Raw genomic sequence first — 13,467 nt, forward strand, 5'->3', positions numbered from 1 at the left:
GGCACGACCCCGGATAACCGCCAGTAGAGCCAGGCCATGCCTGGCTGCGAGTTCGCCGAGGTTGCCGGCCAGCGGCCGGCACTACCTCAGACCGGTGTGACCAGCGCGATTTCCAGCCCCAGCCAGGCCACGAACGCGCCCAGCAGTACCGCACCTTCGATGCGGCTGATGCGCAGGTCGCCGCGCAGCATCGGGTACAGCACCAGTGCGAAGGCCAGCACCGCCGGCAGTTCCAGGCGCACGAACGAGGCTGGCAACGCCAGCGGCTGCAGCAGCCCCATCGCACCGATCACCAGCATCAGGTTGACCACGCTGGAGCCGAGCACGTGGCCCAGCACCATGTCGCCGTGACCACGGCGTGCTGCCGCGACCGCGGCCGCCACCTCCGGCAACGCAGTGCCGATCGCCACCGGCAGCAGACCCACCAGCAGCGGCGTCCAGCCCAGCGCGGCGCCGAAATCAGCGGCGGCACCGACCACCAGGCGCGCGCCCCAATACAACGCCAGTGCGGCAACCAGCAGGCGCAGCACGTTCAACGGCAGGCTGGTGCGGCTCAGGGCCGACTCGGCAATGATCGCCTGTACCTCGGCGCTCTCATGGCGTCCGCGATGCAGCAGCAGGAACTGCACCACCACGAACCCGGCCACCAGCACGCCGGCCTCCCAGCGCAGCAGGCGGCCATCGAGTCCGAACACGATCAGCAGCAGGCCCGCGGCCAGCAGCCCCCACCACAGCACGGCCTGCAGGCGCGCGCGCAGCAGCAACGGCGCGACCATCGCGGCCACCGCCAGGGTCAGGCCGAGGTTGACCACGCTGCTGCCGACGGCATTGCCCAAGGCCAGCTCCGGCTGGCCCACCACCAGCGCGCGGGCGTTGACCGCCAGCTCCGGCAGCGAGGTGGTGATACCCAGCAACAGCAGGCCTGCGGTGAATGCACTGGCGCCGAAACGCTGCGCCAGGCCGGACACGGCTTTGACGATGGAGTCCCCACCCAGGGCCAGCAACAGCAGGCCGAGCAGGAACCAGGCAATGGCAATAGCGATCATCGGGCGCTCCCCAGCGGTCGTGGCGCGATTCTACGCTCGGCCCACCCGCGGCGGGTGAGCCGAGGATGGCCGATCAGCCGCAGCCTTCGGCGTAGTCCACCTGCGGGGTCCTGCCGACCCGCCAGGCGCCGACCTTGCCGTCAGCGCCGAGGGCGAAATCGATGATCGCCGCTCCCTCCTGCGCCGGGCGCACGCGCAGGTGCTGGGCCTTGTCGTCGTACTTGTCAGGACCGACGTCGGCGCGCTCGGGATAGAGCACCTGCAGCTCGCCCAGGGTCATGCCGACCCGGCCGCCACCGGGGGCGACGATGGACGGGCTGCGTACGTCGTAGCGGACCAGCTTGCGCGCTTCGAACATCAGGCGCGGGTCTTCGGCCCCCTGCGGGCGCAGGAAGTAGCAGCCTTCATTGGCATCGTCGGCAGGCAGCGGCTTGCCCGTGGCGTCGGTACCCAGACCCTGCAAGGGGGTGCCGAAGCCACTGCGGACCTCGGCGATGCCTGCGCCCAGCGTGGCGCCGCCGAAGCCATCCAGGCGTGCCGGGCTGTCGCTGCGCGGATCCACCGGCGAAGCGGTGGCCAGATCGGCGTCGGCGGGAACGGAGGCATCCTTCGCCGGTGCGGTGGCCGCGGGCGGCGCTGCCGGTGCGGCGGTGTCGGGACTACGGTTGCAGGCGGCCAACGACAACAGCAGCAGGCCGGCCATCGGGAGATGCTTCATCGGTGCAGATCCTTGGCACAGGGTGGGTGCACGCTACCGCAGCCGGCGTGCAGGCGCTGCATTGTCATCCCGGTTTCATCGCCCTCATTCAGGCTGGGCGAGCACCGACTTGGCTGTCCTCCCCATGCAACCGCGCAAGACCGACCTCGCCCGAACCGCGCTGCAGGCCCACCGCGCACCGCTGGACATGCGCCAGCGACGCCTGCTGATCCTGTGTGATGGCCAGCGCAGCATCACCGAGCTGACCGCACTGCTTGGGCAGGACGCGGCAGCGATGGTGATCCAGCTGATCCAGGGCGGCTACCTGGTGACCGCTGCGGACGCACCCGCCTCCACGCCACCTGCGCCGGTTGCGATGCCGGCTCCACTGGCGCCGTCAGTCACTGCCGCTTCTGCGGCGCCGGTCGAGCGCCGCCGCTCGCTGGTCGCCGCGCGCATCTATGTGCTGGGAATCCTGGAGATGCAGCGGCATCCCAACGCAGCGGCGCTGTTCCGCGACCTGCAGCAGGCGCGTGCCGAAGGCGAGGTGCTGCGGGTGATGCAATCGGCGCTGCAGGTGCTGCCGGCGCTGACCTCGGAAGGGTACTGCCAGCGCGTGCGGCAGCGGCTGATGGAGGCGCTGCCGGTGGAGCATTGCAGCGCGTTCGCGGCCATTGCCTGAACCGGCGAACAGCATCCACGCATGGCGTGGATCTACTGGGAAGCGCGATAGCGCACCCGCACATGGCGCGGATCCATCCGTGTGCGTGGTGCAGTAGATCCACGCCATGCGTGGATGCGGACGATCAACGGAAATTGTTGCGCAGGCCGTTCCAGCACTGCTGGTAATCGCCCTGCCGGTGGCTTGCTGCCAGCGCCTGCGCGGTCGGGCGGATCACCCCGCGGGTCTCGAACATGAAGGCCATGGTGTCCTTGATCACATCCGGCTTGGACAGGTCCGCATTGGAGGCCTTGTCGAAGGTCGGGGCATCCGGACCGTGGCCGCTCATGCAGTTGTGCAGCGACGCACCGCCCGGCACGAAGCCTTCGGCCTTGGCGTCGTAGGCACCATGCACCAGGCCCATGAACTCGCTGGCGATGTTGCGGTGGAACCACGGCGGACGGAACGTGTTCTGCGCCACCAGCCAGCGCGGCGGGAAGATCGCAAAGTCCATGTTGCTGGTGCCCGGGGTATCGCTGGGCGAGTGCAGCACCAGGAAGATCGACGGATCCGGGTGGTCGTGGCTGATCGAGCCGATGGTGTTGAAGCGGCGCAGATCATAGCGGTACGGCGCGTAGTTGCCGTGCCAGGCGGCCACGTCCAGCGGCGAATGATTGATCGGCGCACGCCACAGGCGGCCGTCGAACTTGGCAATCAGTTCGAAATCGCCGTCGACGTCTTCGAACGCGGCATGCGGGGTCTCGAAATCGCGCGGATTGGCCAGGCCGTTGGAACCGATCGGGCCCAGGTCGGGCAGCTTCAGCAGTGCGCCGAAGTTCTCGCAGATGTAGCCGCGGCTCGGGCCATCCGGCAGTTCGACGCGGAAGCGCACGCCGCGCGGAATCACCGCGATCTGCTGCGGTTCGATCTCGATCACGCCCAGCTCGGTCAGCAGGCGCAGGCTGCCCAGCTGCGGCACGATCAGCAGTTCGCCGTCGGCGTCGTAGAAGTAGCGGCCGACCATGTCACGGTTGGCCGCGTACAGATGGATGCCGACACCGGCATGCGCGTCGGGCGAACCGTTGCCGCCCATCGTGTACAGGCCTTCGACGAAATCGGTGGGCAGTTCCGGCAGCGGCAGCGGGCTCCAGCGCAGCTGGTTCGGCGAAGCCGGCTGTGCACTGAAATCGCACTGCAGCTGCGATTGCGCGAAGGGAGTGAACTCGCCGTGGGTGACCGCCGGACGGATCCGGTACAGCCAGCTGCGGCGATTGCTGCCGCGCGGTGCGGTGAATGCGGTACCGGTCAGCTGCTCGGCATACAGGCCATGGGCCACCTTCTGCGGCGAGTTCTGGCCGACGGGCAGCGCACCGGGCACGGCCTCGCTGGCGAACTCGTTGCCGAAACCGGACTGGTAGCCGCGGGCGGTGATGGAGGGAGACATGGGGGTTCCTGGAAGCCTGGGGAAAGCCGCCGGGCATGGCCCGGCGCTACCGGTGGAGAAGGTGCCGTTGTGGAAACCTTACAGCACGCCGCGGCGGATCTGGTCGCGTTCGATGCTCTCGAACAGCGCGGTGAAGTTGCCTTCGCCGAAGCCTTCGTTGCCCTTGCGCTGGATGATCTCGAAGAAGATCGGGCCGATGCAGTTCTGGGTGAAGATCTGCAGCAGCTTGCGCTGGTGGGTTTCCGGGTCGGCATCGATCAGGATCTTGTTCTTCGCCAGGCGGGCGACGTCCTCACCGTGGTTCGGCACGCGCTGGTCGATCACATCGAAGTAGGTTTCCGGCGTGTCGAGGAAATCCACGCCCTGCGCGCGCATGGCTTCGACCGTTTCGTAGATGTTCTCGGTGAAGCAGGCGATGTGCTGGATGCCCTCGCCCTTGTACGCATCCAGGTACTCGTTGATCTGGCTCTTCGGGTCGGACGATTCGTTCAGCGGAATGCGCACGATGCCATCCGGCGCGGTCATCGCCTTGGACACCAGGCCGGTCTTCAGGCCCTTGATGTCGAAGTAGCGGATCTCGCGGAAGTTGAACAGGCGCTCGTAATAGTCCGACCACTGCTGCATGTTGCCGAAGTACAGGTTGTGGGTCAGGTGGTCGATGAAGGTCAGGCCGAAGCCCTTCGGGCGCAGCTCGGCGCCGGCGATCAGCTCGTAGTCGCCATCGAAGATGCTGCCGGCTTCGCCGTAGCGGTCCACCAGGTACAGCATGCAGTCACCGATGCCCTTGATGACCGGGGCGTTCACCGCCTTGCTCTCCGGCTTGAAGGCGATGGCTTCGGCGCCATTGCCCAGCGCGGTCTGGTAGACCTCCGCGCCCGGCTTCTTGAAGCGGATGGCGAAGCCGCAGGCGCACGGGCCGTGCTTTTCAGCGAAGTCGGCGGCGAACGAATCGGGGTCTTCATTGACCAGGAAGTTGACGTCGCCCTGGCGATAGACGGTAATCGGACGCTGCTTGTGCTTGAGCACCGCGCTGAAGCCCATCTTGCGGAAGTACTCGTGCAGCTCGGCACCACGGCCGGCCGGTGCGGCGAATTCGACGAACTCGAAGCCGTCGATGCCCATCGGGTTTTCGAAGGTGGTGACCTGCATGCCGGGGTTGGGATGCGAGGCGGACGGGACTGCGGTATTCATGGCGTGGCTCCGAATCGGTGCCGCATCGGCACAAACCAGGTGCGGGCGGGGTTGGACCCGGCGAGAATGCAGGGTACGGACCCAACACTTATAGTTACACTTGAAACCACCAGCAAGGTGCACCGCAACATGAGCCCCGCCGATCCCGTTTCCACCCGCCTGCGTGCCTCCCACGTCCTGCTCGACCTGGAACAGTTCCTGCCGTACCGGCTGAGCGTGCTGTCCAACCGGGTCAGCGGCAACATCGCCAAGCTGTACGGCGACCGCTATGGCCTGGCCATTCCAGAGTGGCGGGTGATCACCATCCTGGCGCTGTACCCCGGGTCGTCGGCCAGCGAGGTCTCCGACCGCACGGCGATGGACAAGGTCGCGGTCAGCCGCGCGGTGGCCCGCCTGCTGGAGCGCGGTTTCATCAAGCGTGAGACGCATGGCGATGACCGCCGCCGTTCGGTGTTGGCGCTGTCGGCGGCGGGGTTCGAGGTATACGAAACGATCGCGCCGATGGTGATCGAGATCACCCGCAAGCTGATGTCGGTGCTGAGCGAGGAAGAGGAGCAGGTGCTGGAGAAGCTGATCCTGCGCCTGGCCGGCGATGGCCTGGAGCGGATGGGCGAAGGGGTCTGACCCCTTCGGGGCGGCGCTTCCCCCCCTGGTAGGTGTCGACCTTGGTCGACACATGGATCCACGCCACGCGTGGATGATGTCGCGGGCTGCGCTGTGAGGGATCCGGCGCAGGCCATTGATGACGTGCAACGCGCGGTGTTCATGGCCCGCCGACGAACGGTCTTTCGGCCGGGTTCGACTCGACATGTCGCGTTTACCACCTGATGTTTCGGCATCGGGCCGGTAGAGTCCTGACCGACAGAGCGGCTGTATCGACATTCGCGTATCGAGTGGCATTGCCTATTGGACGGCGGGCCGCACAAGCCTGAGGGTGGGAACGCAGCGGCGCTCCGCTGCCGGGGTTGAAAGCCCGATGATCCGAAGGAAACCACGCCGCACCCGTCGCCGCCCATCGCGGGCGGCAACGACTCGCGCTGCCCTGCTTTGGCGGGCGGTGCGTGGGGCCGCATGGCCGCCGTTCTCCTTCGGATCACGGTCTTTCAACCACGCATCGCCTGCCGCCTTCCCGGCGGCCCGCTACGGAGCTTCGCCATGACACGCCCCCATCACCCCACCACCGGGCCCATCGACCGCGATGCCGACCTGCAGCGCATCGATGAGGCCTTGGCCACACTGGAAACCGTCACCGAGGCCTGGCTTGAGCATCATCGCCTGAAGGCCTGCCAGCCAGGCCTGCTGCTGTCGTTGAACCGGCTGCTTGACCTGACCAGTCTCGCCAAGGGCTATGCCAGTGCGTTGCGGGTGATTGCCGAACCCTGAGAGGCGGATGGAGGAGCATCCACGCATGGCGTGGATCTACCGCATCACGCACACGGATGGATCCGCACCATATGTGGGTGCGCTATGGCGCTTCCCAGTAGATCCACGCCATGCGTGGATGACCCACTCAATCAGCTCAGATGCTTGCGCCGCGCATGGATCCACGGCACCGCAAGCGCGCCGATGGCGCCACCGGCAAAGCCCAGCGATGCAGCGACAGTGGCCGCTTCGACCGCCCCGGGCAACGCCAGTGCGGCAGTGACCAGCAGCAGCGACGGCAGGCCGACGAAGGTGCCCAGGAAGAACGGCCAGCGCGGCGACCAGGTGTTGAGCTGCAGCAGGCTGACCGGCTGCCACGCTTCGGACGAGGCATCTTCGGCGATCTTCGCCACCACTCTGCCCAGATCCACTTCCGGCAGCAGCTTGCCCGGACGCGCGGCGGCAATCGCCTCGGCCACGGCCTCGACGGGCGGGAAGCTGCCCGGCCACGCCACCGGTGCCGGCACGCCATAGGCGGTCAGCAGCGGCACGCTCAGCCATGGCGCCACCAGCGGGCGCAGCCTGCGCCGCCCATGCACACACCAGATCTGTGGCTGGCCGTGTGCGGTCACGCTGTACAACGCCAGCTCGCTCGGCGGCGGGTAGCCCAGCATGGTCACCCGGGCCGCCAGGCTGTCCTGGTCCATCGCACGCAGGAAGCCGGGACGGCTGCGCCCTTCCTGCATCCAGGCCAGGCCAAGCGCGCCGACCAGATAAGCCTCGGCGACATCCTTGCTGCCCGCGTTGGCGCGGTCATCGCTGGCCAGGTACCAGGCCAGTGACTTCGGTTCGGGCACGTCGGCCAGGCCCCAGCGGCTGTCGTCGCCCAGCACATGGCGCACCGGCAGGCGGGCTGGTGCGGTTTCACCACGCTCAGCGGGCTGCAGGAACGGCAGCACGCCCTGCACGAAACTGGACAGGTCGATCGCACGCACGCCGTTGCCGTGCCATTCCGGCGGCAGCAGGCCGGCCAGCTGTCCTTCGGCGGCGAGTCGATCCAGCCGCGCCTTCTGTTCCACCAGCTTCTGCACCGCGCCTTTCAGCACCACGTTGTCGGGCAGGGCGATCTGCGGCAGCCGATGCCGCGGCGGTGCCAACTCCAGCGTGTCTTCGCCGGTGCCGGCGTCATCCAGCAGGGCTTCCTGCGCAGGCAGGCTCACGCCATCGGGTGCCTCTCCTTCGGCCAACGGGCTGGCAGGTTCGGGCAGGCGTTCGGCGTGGTCGCTGTGCATGGGCGCTCCGGTCGCGCCGGGTGGCGCAGTGAGGTCCTTGCCATTAACGGCCGAAGGGTAATGATCTGTAGATCCACGCCACGCGTGGATGGCCAGGCAGCGCACCGTGGGCCGCCGGGCACTGTCCAGCGCTACCGGTCAGGTGCCCACTGCTTGAGGAACGCCATCACGCGTGCGGTCTGCACGGCATTGCCCTTGCGCATTGCTTCGCTGGGCTGCGGCGCCAGCAGGGTGCCGTCGGCGTCGATCACCAGCAGGTGCGGGTGCTCGCCTTCGAGCGGCGGGAACTGGCCGAGGAACGCCGCGTTCGGGTTCTCGGCGCTGTCGTTGACCTTCACCCACACGTAGTGGGCATCACGGAAGCGGCGCAGATCGCCATTGCCTTCCACGGCTTCATCCAGCGCATGGCAGGGCTCGCACGCGGCGTTGCCCACTTCCAGGATGATGCGCTTGTTGCCGCGCTGGGCCTCGACCTTGGCCGTTTCCAGGTCGGCAACGGGATTGCGGGCGGGGTCGAACTGCGCGCCGAGCCCGGCAATGGCGGCGATGTCGGCCGCCGCCGGGGTGTTCCCCGAGGCCACCGGTTCGCTGGGGTCAGCGACCGGTGGCTCGGTGGGGCGGGTGTCGAGGGGCTGCGTGGGCTCGGGGGCCGCGGGAGGTTGAGGCTGCGAACAGGCGCCGATCAGCGCCGCACACACCACTGCCACCACTGCACCACCGAACGTTGTACGCATGCCCACTACCCTCTCATTACTTCACGCCATGCATCAGCTTGTTGATCAGCGGCGCGACCAGGAACAGGACCACACCCGAACCGATCAAGGCCCAGAACCCGAAGGTATACCCCTTCAGGGCCGATTCGACCGTCATGCCGCCTTCACCGCTGACCGCACCGGCAAAGATGCCCGACAGGTTGTTGCCGATGCCGGTGGACAGGAACCAGCCACCCATGCCGAAACCGACCAGGCGCACCGGGGCCAGCTTGGTCACCATCGACAGGCCGATCGGCGACAGGCACAGCTCACCGACGGACTGGATGACGTAGACCATGAACAGGGTCCAGAACGGGATCTTGCCGTCCACGACCATGGTCGACAGGGCGAACATCAGCAGGGCGAAGGCAGCGCCGTTGAACAGCAGGCCGAGGCCGAACTTGCGCGGGATGGACGGATTGGCGCGGCCCAGGGCCACCCAGATCCAGGCGATGATCGGCGCCAGGGTGATGATCGCCACCGAGTTGACCGACTGGAACCACGCGGTCGGGAAGGTCCAATCACCCAGCTGGCGGTTGACGATGTTCTCGGCCAGGAAGGTGAAGGAGCTGCCGGCCTGTTCGAAGAACATCCAGAACATGACGTTGAAGGCGAAGATGATCAGCATGGCGATCACTCGGTCGCGCTGCACCTTGCCCTCGCGGATGCCTTCCACCAGCAGCAGCACGGCCAGCGCGGCAAACATCACGCCGAGGATCCAGGCCAGCGCGGTGGCGCCGGTGGCGAGCAGGAAGTAGGCCACCGGAATGGCGAACAGCGAACCGACCAGCACCATGACGATGCGGCCGAAGCCTTCGGCACCGGCCGGCGGTGCGCCGATGCCCTTCAGGCCGGCACGACCGATGTAGAACCACACCAGCGAGATCAGCATGCCCACGCCGGAAGCGATGAACACGACCTTGTAGGACGGCATTTCCGAGGTACCGAAGACCTTGCGGGCCAGGTACTCGGTCAGCACCGGGGCGATCATCGCGCCGATGTTGATGCCCATGTAGAAGATGGTGAAGCCCGAGTCGCGGCGTTCGTCCTTCAGGCCGTACAGCTTGCCGACCATGGTCGAGATGTTGGGCTTGAACAGACCGTTGCCGACGATGATCGTGGCCAGGCCGAGCTTGAAGATGTGCTCCTGCGGCAGCGAGATCATGAACAGGCCGACGGCCATGATGATCGCGCCGGTCAGGATCGAGCGCTGGTAACCCAGTACCCGGTCGGCCACGTAACCGCCGAAGATCGCTGCGGCGTACACCAGCGCCAGGTAGGCGCCGTAGATGCGGCTGGCGTCGCCTTCACCGGCGGCATTGCCGTTGTAGAACTGGGCAACGATGTACAGCACCAACGCCCAGCGGATGCCGTAGAACGCAAAGCGCTCCCAGAACTCGGTCATGAACAGCATCCACAACGGGCGCGGATGGCCCATCGTGGTGTTGAAGTCCGGCAGCGCCGGCTCTGGGGTGTTCGCAGTGGCGTTTACGCTCATGCGGAATTCCTGGTTCGGTGGATGGAGGCACGTCCGATGTGCGGTGAAGCAACGCGCGAGGATCACCGACTTCTGGCGTTCACGTCAAATACACGCCGTTTGAGGCAGGTCGCAGCCTGCTCGCTGAACTTGCATCTGAAACGATCCAGCCAGCCGCGGGCGGCCAAGCTGAATGGGGATCAGGCCAGATCCGGCGGGGGCGCGGCCTGCAGGGTGGTGCGTACCTGGAACAATTCAGGGAAGAAGGTCAGTTCCAGCGCCTTGGCCAGGAAGCCCACGCCGGACGAGCCGCCGGTGCCGCGCTTGAAGCCGATCACCCGCATCACCGTGCGCATGTGGCGGAACCGCCACAGCTGGAAGGCGGTTTCCAGGTCCACCAGGTCTTCGCACAGCGCGTACTCGCGCCAGTAGCGGTCGGTGTCCTGGTAGATGCGTTCGAAGACCGGCTGCAGGCTGTCGTCGGCCACGTGCGGCTGGGTCCAGTCGTGCGCCTCGTACACCGCCGGTACGGCGTGGCCGAAGCGGGCCAGGTACTTCAGGAATTCCTCGTACAGGCTCGGCGCCTCCAGCACGGTGCGCAGTTGCGCCTGCCCGGCCGTGTCGTGCTCGAACACCTGCAGCATCTGCGCGTTCTTGTTGCCCAGCAGGAACTCGATGTAGCGGTACTGCAGCGACTGGAAGCCCGAGGACGGACCCAGCACGTCGCGGAAGCCCATGTACTCGGACGGGGTGAGCGTTTCCAGCACCGACCACTGCTCGGTCAGCTGGCGCAGCACCTGCTTGCTGCGCGCCAGCACCTTGCGGCACTGCCAGACCTCATCGCGCTGCAGGAAGCCGATCGCCGCACCCAGCTCGTGGCCCAGCAGCTTCAACCACAGCTCGGAGGTCTGGTGCTGGATGATGAAGAGCATCTCGTCGTGATGCGGCGGGTTGGACAGCGGCTGCTGCGCGCTGAGCAGCTGGTCCAGCCGCAGGTAGCCGCCGTAGGTCAGCCGCCCCTGCAGATCGGTGTGGATACCGGCTTCGAGATCGCGTTGGTTGTTGTCGACGGACATGGGCGGGACCAGATCGGGGGCGGCAAGGGTAGCGCGTTGCCGCCGCGCTGGCAGCCGTGATGACCGTACCGGGGCGTGCGGTAGGGCTGTGGAACGGTGGTTGCGCGTGGAACCGTTTGCGCCGTTCTACTGGCGCTCAGCCCAGCGTCGTTTGTGATGCTTTGCAGCAATGGCTGAATACGTTGAAGTTATTGGCATCATGCGCCCGGAAGGGGGTACAAAGGCCGGTGGGCCGTGCTGCGCCGCAGGACGGCTTTTTCGTACGCATTCCTTAACATGGCGATTCATATCATTTGTAACTTCTCTGTCGAAGGTGCAGTACGCAATGACGGTTGCCGCTGAGTTCAAGATCGAATACCTGCAGTATCTGGACACGGACGGCACGCTCGTCCGCGATGACCTGCCCGAAGCCCTGCGCGACCCACGCGCGTTGCTGCCGATGTTCAAGCAGATGCTGTTCGTGCGCGTGTTCGACGGCAAGTCGATCGCGCTGCAGCGCACCGGCAAGCTGGGCACCTACGCGGCCTGCCTCGGCCACGAAGCCGCGCATGTGGGCATCGGCGCCTCGATGCAGAAGGACGACGTGTTCGCACCGTCCTACCGCGAGTACGGCGCGATGTTCATGCGTGGCGTGCGCCCGCACGACGTGCTGATGTACTGGGGCGGCGACGAGCGCGGCAACGACTACGGCGGCAATGCCGCCAAGGACTTCCCGTTCTGCGTGCCGATTTCCACCCAGTGCCTGCACGCCGCAGGCGCTGCGCTGAAGTTCAAGCTCAACAAGGAACCGCAGATCGCGGTGGCCGTATGCGGCGACGGTGGCAGTTCCAAGACCGACTTCTACGCGGCCTTGAATTCGGCCGGTGCCTACAAGCTGCCGCTGATCCTGTGCATCGTCAACAACGGCTGGGCCATCTCGGTCCCGCGTTCGGCGCAGACCGGTGCCGAGACGCTGGCACAGAAGGGCCTGGCCGGCGGCCTGCACTGCCTGCAGGTGGACGGCAACGACCTGATCGCGGTGATGGCCGCCATGCTGCAGGCGCGCGAGCGTGCGCTGGCCGGCGACGGCGGCACCGTGCTGGAGTTGATGACCTACCGCCTGTCCGACCACACCACCGCCGATGACGCGCGCCGCTACCGCGACGACGCCGAAGTGAAGGATGCCTGGCAGCGCGAGCCGATGCTGCGCCTGCGCAAGTACCTGACCAACGCCGGTGTCTGGAGCGAGGAAGAAGAAGCTGCCTGGACCGCCGAGTGCGGCAAGCGCGTGGACGAGGAAGTGAACCTGTACCTCAACACGCCGGTGCAGCCGGTCGAGGCGATGTTCGATTTCCTCTATGCCGACCCGCCGCAGGACCTGCTGGCCCAGCGTGCCCAGGCGATCGCCCTGGAGCAGCGCCATGGATGAGATCAAGAACGGCGCGTCCAGCGCGCATACCAACGCCGCCGACAGCGCTGCCGTCGCGCGCGGAGAACAGAACATGACCGACACCCCGATCACCCTCATCGAAGCCATCACCCAGGCGCTGGCCTGGGAGCTGGAGCACGACAAGTCGGTGCTGGTGCTGGGCGAAGACGTGGGCGTCAACGGCGGCGTGTTCCGCGCCACCGCCGGCCTGCAGCAGCGCTTCGGCGCCGACCGCATCCTCGACACCCCGCTGGATGAAACCACCATCGCCGGCCTCACCATCGGCCTGGCCGCACAGGGCATGAAGCCGGTGGCCGAAGCGCAGTTCGATGGCTTCATGTACCCGATGGTCGACCACATCATCTGCCACGCCGCGCGCCTGCGTTACCGCACTCGTGGCCGCCTGCACTGCCCGATGGTGCTGCGCGTGCCGTGGGGTGGCGGCATCCGTGCGCCGGAGCACCACAGCGAGGCCAACGAAGCGATCTTCACCAACGTGCCGGGCCTGCGCGTGGTGCTGCCGTCCTCGCCGCAGCGCGCCTATGGCCTGCTGCTGGCCGCGATCCGCGAGCCGGATCCGGTGATCTACATGGAGCCCAAGCGCATCTACCGCCAGTACAAGGAAGTGGTCGTCAACGACGGCGAAGCCCTGCCGCTGGACGTGTGCTTCGTGCTGCGCGATGGCACCGACGTGACCCTGGTGACCTGGGGTGCGCAGGTGAAGGAAGCGCTGGAAGCGGCCGACAAGCTGGCCGGCGAAGGCATCAGTGCCGAAGTCATCGACGTGGCTACGCTGCGTCCGCTGGACTTTGCCACCATCGCCGAGTCGGTGGCCAAGACCGGCCGCTGCGTGATCGTGCAGGAGGCCCCGAAGACCGCGGGCTTCGGCGCGGAAATCGCCGCACGCCTGGCCGAGGAATCGATCTACGACCTGCTGGCTCCGGTCGAGCGCGTCACCGGTTACGACACCCACATTCCGCTGTTCCGCCTGGAGATGAAGTATCTGCCGAGCGTGGAGCGGATCGTGGCGGCGGCCAAGCGCGCGGTGGCGGCAGGCTGAC

The 13,467-nt window shown here is 66.9% G+C and carries 13 protein-coding genes; 5 read left to right on the top strand and 8 right to left on the bottom strand.

Translation table 11 applies throughout. The features are described 5' to 3' along the window. Positions 1 to 86 precede the first annotated feature (86 nt). Together CR918_RS17600 and CR918_RS17605 are read right to left on the bottom strand one after the other, a co-directional pair. Positions 87 to 1,046 carry a sodium:calcium antiporter gene (locus CR918_RS17600; protein WP_099843951.1) on the bottom strand — a complete coding sequence of 320 codons (960 nt, stop codon included), beginning with the start codon at positions 1,044 to 1,046 and terminating at the stop codon, positions 87 to 89. Between the two features lie 73 nt (positions 1,047 to 1,119). After that, a complete protein-coding gene (locus CR918_RS17605) occupies positions 1,120 to 1,764 on the bottom strand; it encodes a hypothetical protein (protein WP_049467575.1) in 645 nt (214 codons plus the stop codon). Between the two features lie 124 nt (positions 1,765 to 1,888). On the opposite strand from CR918_RS17605, the gene CR918_RS17610 reads away from it, so the two are divergent. After that, positions 1,889 to 2,425 carry a hypothetical protein gene (locus CR918_RS17610; protein WP_099843953.1) on the top strand — a complete coding sequence of 179 codons (537 nt, stop codon included), beginning with the start codon at positions 1,889 to 1,891 and terminating at the stop codon, positions 2,423 to 2,425. Positions 2,426 to 2,549: 124 nt separating this feature from the next. On the opposite strand, the gene hmgA is transcribed toward CR918_RS17610, so the two are convergent. Both hmgA and hppD read right to left on the bottom strand, forming a co-directional pair. After that, the gene (hmgA, locus tag CR918_RS17615) at positions 2,550 to 3,848 is read right to left on the bottom strand and encodes a homogentisate 1,2-dioxygenase (RefSeq protein WP_099843955.1); all 1,299 of its coding nucleotides are present in this window, start codon (positions 3,846 to 3,848) and stop codon (positions 2,550 to 2,552) included. A 78-nt stretch (positions 3,849 to 3,926) separates the two neighbouring features. Next, positions 3,927 to 5,039, bottom strand: coding sequence for a 4-hydroxyphenylpyruvate dioxygenase (gene hppD / locus CR918_RS17620; protein WP_025874592.1), 1,113 nt, complete (start codon positions 5,037 to 5,039; stop codon positions 3,927 to 3,929). A 129-nt stretch (positions 5,040 to 5,168) separates the two neighbouring features. Here hppD and CR918_RS17625 point away from each other — a divergent pair, with 129 nt between their 5' ends. Both CR918_RS17625 and CR918_RS17630 read left to right on the top strand, forming a co-directional pair. Next, entirely contained in the window at positions 5,169 to 5,663 is a 495-nt protein-coding gene (locus CR918_RS17625) for a MarR family winged helix-turn-helix transcriptional regulator (RefSeq protein ID WP_049467584.1), read from the top strand. 531 nt (positions 5,664 to 6,194) lie between these two features. Further along, the gene (locus CR918_RS17630; RefSeq protein WP_033832409.1) at positions 6,195 to 6,422 is read left to right on the top strand and encodes a hypothetical protein; all 228 of its coding nucleotides are present in this window, start codon (positions 6,195 to 6,197) and stop codon (positions 6,420 to 6,422) included. A gap of 131 nt (positions 6,423 to 6,553) precedes the next feature. Here CR918_RS17630 and CR918_RS17635 read toward each other — a convergent pair whose 3' ends face one another. From CR918_RS17635 to CR918_RS17650, 4 genes are all read right to left on the bottom strand, one after another. Continuing rightward, entirely contained in the window at positions 6,554 to 7,693 is a 1,140-nt protein-coding gene (locus CR918_RS17635) for a hypothetical protein (RefSeq protein ID WP_088101782.1), read from the bottom strand. A 131-nt stretch (positions 7,694 to 7,824) separates the two neighbouring features. Next, positions 7,825 to 8,427, bottom strand: coding sequence for a thioredoxin family protein (locus CR918_RS17640; protein ID WP_033832411.1), 603 nt, complete (start codon positions 8,425 to 8,427; stop codon positions 7,825 to 7,827). A gap of 16 nt (positions 8,428 to 8,443) precedes the next feature. Next, positions 8,444 to 9,943 (bottom strand): peptide MFS transporter, encoded by a 1,500-nt coding sequence (locus CR918_RS17645; RefSeq protein ID WP_033832413.1) that lies wholly within the window; start codon positions 9,941 to 9,943, stop codon positions 8,444 to 8,446. Between the two features lie 179 nt (positions 9,944 to 10,122). Then, positions 10,123 to 10,998, bottom strand: a complete 876-nt coding sequence (locus CR918_RS17650; protein ID WP_025874586.1) for a tryptophan 2,3-dioxygenase — start codon at positions 10,996 to 10,998, stop codon at positions 10,123 to 10,125. A 325-nt stretch (positions 10,999 to 11,323) separates the two neighbouring features. Between CR918_RS17650 and pdhA the strand changes: the two genes are divergently transcribed. Together pdhA and CR918_RS17660 are read left to right on the top strand one after the other, a co-directional pair. Continuing rightward, the gene (pdhA, locus tag CR918_RS17655) at positions 11,324 to 12,406 is read left to right on the top strand and encodes a pyruvate dehydrogenase (acetyl-transferring) E1 component subunit alpha (protein ID WP_032976633.1); all 1,083 of its coding nucleotides are present in this window, start codon (positions 11,324 to 11,326) and stop codon (positions 12,404 to 12,406) included. After that, on the top strand, positions 12,399 to 13,466 hold the full coding sequence (locus CR918_RS17660; protein WP_025874584.1) for an alpha-ketoacid dehydrogenase subunit beta: 1,068 nt from the start codon (positions 12,399 to 12,401) through the stop codon (positions 13,464 to 13,466). Before pdhA ends, CR918_RS17660 begins: the two co-directional genes overlap by 8 nt. The last annotated feature ends 1 nt before the right edge of the window (position 13,467 follow it).

The organism is Stenotrophomonas indicatrix, assembly GCF_002750975.1.
Classification (GTDB): Bacteria; Pseudomonadota; Gammaproteobacteria; order Xanthomonadales; family Xanthomonadaceae; genus Stenotrophomonas; species Stenotrophomonas indicatrix.

What these genes read in the sequence shown, in the direction of transcription:
- CR918_RS17625 (WP_049467584.1), top strand. Translation starts at nt 5,169, where the DNA reads ATGAGCCCCGCCGATCCCGTTTCCACCCGCCTGCGTGCCTCCCACGTC.
- CR918_RS17640 (WP_033832411.1), bottom strand. Translation starts at nt 8,427, where the DNA reads ATGCGTACAACGTTCGGTGGTGCAGTGGTGGCAGTGGTGTGTGCGGCG.
- CR918_RS17645 (WP_033832413.1), bottom strand. Translation starts at nt 9,943, where the DNA reads ATGAGCGTAAACGCCACTGCGAACACCCCAGAGCCGGCGCTGCCGGAC.
- pdhA (WP_032976633.1), top strand. Translation starts at nt 11,324, where the DNA reads ATGACGGTTGCCGCTGAGTTCAAGATCGAATACCTGCAGTATCTGGAC.
- hppD (WP_025874592.1), bottom strand. Translation starts at nt 5,039, where the DNA reads ATGAATACCGCAGTCCCGTCCGCCTCGCATCCCAACCCCGGCATGCAG.
- CR918_RS17610 (WP_099843953.1), top strand. Translation starts at nt 1,889, where the DNA reads ATGCAACCGCGCAAGACCGACCTCGCCCGAACCGCGCTGCAGGCCCAC.
- hmgA (WP_099843955.1), bottom strand. Translation starts at nt 3,848, where the DNA reads ATGTCTCCCTCCATCACCGCCCGCGGCTACCAGTCCGGTTTCGGCAAC.
- CR918_RS17660 (WP_025874584.1), top strand. Translation starts at nt 12,399, where the DNA reads ATGGATGAGATCAAGAACGGCGCGTCCAGCGCGCATACCAACGCCGCC.
- CR918_RS17605 (WP_049467575.1), bottom strand. Translation starts at nt 1,764, where the DNA reads ATGAAGCATCTCCCGATGGCCGGCCTGCTGCTGTTGTCGTTGGCCGCC.
- CR918_RS17600 (WP_099843951.1), bottom strand. Translation starts at nt 1,046, where the DNA reads ATGATCGCTATTGCCATTGCCTGGTTCCTGCTCGGCCTGCTGTTGCTG.
- CR918_RS17635 (WP_088101782.1), bottom strand. Translation starts at nt 7,693, where the DNA reads ATGCACAGCGACCACGCCGAACGCCTGCCCGAACCTGCCAGCCCGTTG.
- CR918_RS17650 (WP_025874586.1), bottom strand. Translation starts at nt 10,998, where the DNA reads ATGTCCGTCGACAACAACCAACGCGATCTCGAAGCCGGTATCCACACC.
- CR918_RS17630 (WP_033832409.1), top strand. Translation starts at nt 6,195, where the DNA reads ATGACACGCCCCCATCACCCCACCACCGGGCCCATCGACCGCGATGCC.